Annotated in this window: 5 protein-coding genes and 1 pseudogene; 4 read left to right on the forward strand and 2 right to left on the reverse strand. The window is 41.4% G+C overall.

Translation table 11 applies throughout. The features are described 5' to 3' along the window. Window positions 1-354, reverse strand: a pseudogene (locus C6Y40_RS04890) (IS21 family transposase); the annotation flags it as partial. A gap of 80 nt (window positions 355-434) precedes the next feature. On the opposite strand from C6Y40_RS04890, the gene C6Y40_RS04895 reads away from it, so the two are divergent. The 4 genes from C6Y40_RS04895 to C6Y40_RS04910 are packed head-to-tail and all read left to right on the forward strand — an operon-like array spanning window position 435 to window position 4760. Further along, window positions 435-1688, forward strand: coding sequence for a site-specific integrase (locus C6Y40_RS04895; protein ID WP_105933614.1), 1254 nt, complete (start codon window positions 435-437; stop codon window positions 1686-1688). After that, window positions 1685-3925 (forward strand): hypothetical protein, encoded by a 2241-nt coding sequence (locus C6Y40_RS04900; protein ID WP_105933615.1) that lies wholly within the window; start codon window positions 1685-1687, stop codon window positions 3923-3925. The genes C6Y40_RS04895 and C6Y40_RS04900 overlap by 4 nt, the downstream gene beginning before the upstream one ends. After that, window positions 3922-4320 carry a hypothetical protein gene (locus C6Y40_RS04905; protein ID WP_105933616.1) on the forward strand — a complete coding sequence of 133 codons (399 nt, stop codon included), beginning with the start codon at window positions 3922-3924 and terminating at the stop codon, window positions 4318-4320. Before C6Y40_RS04900 ends, C6Y40_RS04905 begins: the two co-directional genes overlap by 4 nt. After that, window positions 4320-4760, forward strand: a complete 441-nt coding sequence (locus C6Y40_RS04910) for a hypothetical protein (RefSeq protein WP_105933617.1) — start codon at window positions 4320-4322, stop codon at window positions 4758-4760. Before C6Y40_RS04905 ends, C6Y40_RS04910 begins: the two co-directional genes overlap by 1 nt. On the opposite strand, the gene C6Y40_RS04915 is transcribed toward C6Y40_RS04910, so the two are convergent. Continuing rightward, on the reverse strand, window positions 4711-5016 hold a 306-nt coding region (locus C6Y40_RS04915), incomplete at its 5' end, for an IS1595 family transposase (RefSeq protein WP_146129467.1). The genes C6Y40_RS04910 and C6Y40_RS04915 overlap by 50 nt on opposite strands.

Here is a 5016-nt window from a genome sequence, read left to right on the forward strand (position 1 = left end):
ATTGTCGCAAAACTGGCTGTAGCTATAGCAAGCATCAGGGTAATTAGCCTGATATTCCTCCCAGAGCAGCAGTTTAGTTACACCTTTACGCCGCAGTTCAATATCCATCAGGCCATAATCAGGTTTAATACGGCCCGCTTTCCTGTCAGGATAAAGTGACTGATGTAGCCATTGATCGGAGGCATGCTCAGGTAACGGCCAGCCACAATCCAGGGTTCTGAATTTACCGAGAATATCAGATATAGTGGCAGCCCCCACATTCAGTCTCCTGGCGATGTCCCGGTTACTGAGGTTTTCATCAAGCTTAAGATAGAGAACCGCTTTAACGCGTTCTATGTCAGTAGGTTTTGACATACTTGTTTCCTCTTTAAAATTAAAAGAAGTTAACAAGCATAAAAGACTGATCGGGTGGTGAAGAAAAAGTCTGTGATCGAATGACCGGAATAGAGTTGATCGGGCTAGCCAGAATCAGCGATCGAGAACATCAGAATACGCACCAACGCATCTGGACATCAATAAGACAATTTGCCAATTATGCAATAGAGAATGGCTATTGGGGATTCAATGAAACACTCATTTTTAGACTAGATGAAGTAGCTATTCCCAATAGTGGTTCAAAACAAAGGGTGTCACTTCTTGACCATGAAAACGGTCCATTCACGCGCTCAGAGATCGCGCAAATATCGATTGTCCTGCAAGAAGGAAAGTTGCCATTACAATATAAAATAATGGTCAGACTCGCCATGAAATTTGGATTACGCCCCATTCAGATGGCTCTGCTGCGTGAGGAAGATATATTCTACGATGATAAGCTATTGGCATGGTTCATAAACATCCCTCGTGTAAAAGGTCGTGTAGCTCAATTAAGACGAAACCCCAATAATTTCATGCTTCGAGAGCTTCCTAACGATTTGGCAGATGACATCCAGGAACTCATTAGCAGCGAAGCTGACAGGTCGCTTTGCAACCTGGATGGTATTCGCTGCCCGCGCCCTTTATTCAAAAGAAATAAAATTAACAAGCACTATCTAAGTGATAAAAAATTGCTCGATTATGCATGGCACCGCAGCTCTGCTTTGATATCAGGAATATTTAACCAAAGCATATCTACCTTAATTGACCTCAAATCGGCTTATTTAAAAGACGAAAGTGGAGAGCCTCTGCCATTAAAAATCACTGCATATCGCTTCCGTTATACGCTAGGGACGAGAATGGTTTTAGAAGGAAAAACACCTGAAGAAGTTGCTATGGCGTTGGATCATTCGACTACAGCATCTGTAGAACACTACTTTAGGTACAATCGTGATCTTATCGATTTTATAGATGACTCATTTAACTCATCTAAAGTAATGGACAACGCCATAGCGCGTTGGCAAGGCTACATTATCGACGAAGATGATGACACAGTAAAAGGTACTCTTGTCCGAGGAAAAGATTTAGCAAATTTAGGGAAATGTTTAAAAACAACTCGCTGTGAATGGCATCCCTCAATTAGCTGCTATGGATGTGGTCGATTCCGCCCATTTAAAGGTGCTAATCATACCGCTCAACTTGAAGTGATAGAGGCTGAACGAGACTTCGTACGTAATCATTCATCTGGACCTGTGCAACACCAACTAGATGAAGCCTATGAAGGAGCCGTACAAATCATAGAAGCCCAACGGATTTTAAATGAGGGCGAGCTGTGACCGCAATTACCAACCTGCAAATACGTAAACAGGAAAAGCAATATTCTCAGCTTTTTGAACGTGTATCAGAGCTAAAATCATCAGCACAACCAGAGTTTAATGCTCTTGTATCTTCTGGAAAGATTATCGGAAAGTGGGAAGATATTGCTTGGACGTACCGCTCAAGAACAATATATTTCACTCGTCCAGTTGATGGCGATGGCAATCAAGTTACGGGCAAAACTCCGGCGGAGAATAAAGTCGCTATCAGAGGCATTTGGGCGGACGTATACAGACTATATATCCTGCACAAAATTAAAGGCCATAATGGTAGTCCTAAGAGCATATCAGGTTTGGTATCGCAGATTTCGTGGCTAGGCGAATATTATCAGTATGAAGTTGCTTCACTTCAGGAACTTAATCAAGACAAGTTAGATGCGTTAATTCCTTTGTTAGAGGCAAACTTTCAGAAAAGAGGCCCTTTCGAACGTTATAAAACTATAGTGAGTTTCGTCAAAAAGTTCCTAATCCCACATAAACTCTGTCGAAGCTTTTCGGCAAATGTAAAAATGATTAACCCTGCGGTAGCTAGGAAAGATCCAACATCAGAGGAAGCTGAGCAGGCTAGACGTGATAAATTTAATGAAAACATTGATGCCTACATTGGTACGATAAAACAACGATTTGACGAAGATGTGCGCCGACTGGAACGTGGTGAACTAGCTAAGTTTCCAGAGCCAAAGCCGTATTATGATGAACTTCGTCTTCTGGCTATGCCATTTTTCCTTGCTTTAGGGTTACGTATTGGCGAGGTATGCAGACTACATAAAGACTGTATTGGTTATGATGAGCAGTCAGAAAAATGGTTTCTACGCGTATTGACCGAAAAAGGCGAGTTAACCAATGCGAGGCCAGTTCCCAGAAGGTGGCAAAATGTCATAATTCAATCACATGAACGCATACTAGAAATAACCAAACCATTCAGAGCATTTGCAAAAGATGTTGAGAATCGTTCTGAGCAAGCGTTTTTAGATGTATTAACTTTTTCAGCAAGACATGACATTTTGGCAAAAGCTATGGCGGATAGTGGTTATTGTCCTGACGAGCACTTTGTTAGAAGTGAGATTGGGAAAACAGATAACTTACATCCATCAGGTTTGACTTACAATTCCTTAAGAGTTACCAAGGATAAAAACGGAGATGAGAAAAAAGGCATATATGCAGACGCCATTGTAAGTGACATTAGAGCAAAATCTTCACCAGAGAGTAACACCCCCGTCGTACAAATCGTTGTGTCTAAGGAAAAGGTTGCAGCCATTGCAATGGGATATTATCGCGGGTACAAACAGCGAATTTATCACGAAAATGAAATAGATGGAGAGGTCAGTGAAACAATTACATCAACTTCATACTCGGTAAATATGCCATTCAGTGACTTTTTGTTCATTGTGAAAGATGACATGTTCAACGGCGCTACTGTATCCCAGGGCTTTGTACCAAGGCCCATGCTAACAAATGAGCTATCAAACTGGTTAGCCGAAGATACATCACGCAGTAAATCTGCTTTCAGGCGTTTTAATATCAAAGATGCTGACAACAAAATTGTAAATATCACCTCACATCAGTTTAGACATTGGGTAAGCACTGCACTACTCAGATCAGGTAAAAATGAGAGCATGGTTGACCTGTTTATGGGCCGCAAAGCTGGACAAACGCGTCACTACGATCATAGAACGCCTAAAGAACGCGCTGAAGCAATCCGAAGTAAATATATGTCCTCAACGCCCCCAAATGATGTGCTAGGTCGGCGTATCAAGCGTATGAGAGAGAATCATGTGTCTGAAGCAGAGATTGAAAACGCTTTAAATCACACTCTTTCAGTTGTGCATTATACCCCTTGGGGTACTTGTAATCGGGACTTGGATGTCAGCCCCTGTGAAAAAGGGATGATGTGTTTACGTGGTGAAGATGGTCAGGGTTGTCAGCACTTTGGCATCGATGCTGACGATGATGAAGCAAGACAATCCATTATCAATACTAAAATACACTATGAAACTCAGTTGGCCGCTTTGCTGCCAAATTATGAAGAACTCCTCCATACTCTTAACAGTCAAGAACCGCTTGATCAACATGTCCAATTTTGCATTGATACAATAAACGGTTGTGAGAGTGCACTTAAAGCCTATGAACGGGCTAAATCACATAAAGATGATGAGATTCCAATCGTGCAAGTTTTCACGCCAGAGGAAAACACATGAGTAAATCTCCCGAATGGCTAACACTAGCCTTATCAAACTTGGAATTTTTTGCTCACAACCCAGAGTTTAAGCATGAGTTCGGCCATGACTACATAGCTGACCGTTGTAACGTCTCCAGGATGACTTTGAATCGCAATAAAAAATACATGAAGCGATACAAAGAAGTTAGAGAAATACTGAGGGGGTTTAAGCCAACCAATCCAGCCACAGGCCCCGCACCTATATCAGGCTATAAGGAAAAACTTGCTGATGAAAAAGCAAAAACTGCGCAGCTTGAGAAAGATTTAGAGGAATTACAGTTACGTTTGAATGATTGTTACCAAATGCTCGAAGATCACGGCGTAGATCCTCAATTCATCTATCCAACCAAGATGAAAAAACACAAGGAGGCATAGTGAGTAACCCAGCAGCCAAAGTAAATCTTGAACGATTCATAGCCTTCGTCGATGAAAGGAATAAGCAAGGCGACTGGGAAGATTATGCCTTGCCAAACCTTCTTGATTTAAACAAAAAAATGATTGCTCGTGAATGCGAGTTTGATCGGAAGAGAATTACTGAAAACTCGAAGATTAAAGCGGAATATGAGGCCGTAAAACAAGACTTGATATTGAAAGGTATTCTAATCGAGGACACCCGTTCAGGTTCACAGAAGCTAACAACTAAAACAGAATCAATCAATTCAAGTCGTGACAAAGCTGCAATGAAAAAAGCCCAGGAAACGGCCGCAGCGCTTGAGGAAGAGCTTTTTAGAACTAAGTCAGAACTAGATAAGGCTAATAAGAAGGCTATGTTCGGATTAACTGTTGTTGAATTGAAAAGAGCCTGTTTTCGTTAAGGTTTTCTGGAGTATCCATAAACCTGAACCAACCTAGGTAGTGTTCCAAGTATTTTGTGGCTACTCCGTGAAACCGTTTTATCCACGCTTTCAGACGGCTGTGATAGGCGTTAACATTTTGAATGTGAAAGACTTTATCTATCACCTTAATTCCTCCTGCCACATCTAAGCGCTTGTGTATTAAATCATTTTTCTCAGAAAGAGCTATGTAGGGCTTATAGCCATCACTACACAACACACTGTCTTTCTCTAATTT

It is taken from the genome of Marisediminitalea alba, from assembly GCF_002993365.1.
Taxonomy (GTDB): Bacteria; Pseudomonadota; Gammaproteobacteria; order Enterobacterales; family Alteromonadaceae; genus Alteromonas; species Alteromonas alba.

Bases quoted from the DNA above. Each gene is read 5' to 3' on its own strand.
- C6Y40_RS04905 (WP_105933616.1), top strand. From the start codon at position 3,922: ATGAGTAAATCTCCCGAATGGCTAACACTAGCCTTATCAAACTTGGAA.
- C6Y40_RS04895 (WP_105933614.1), top strand. From the start codon at position 435: ATGACCGGAATAGAGTTGATCGGGCTAGCCAGAATCAGCGATCGAGAA.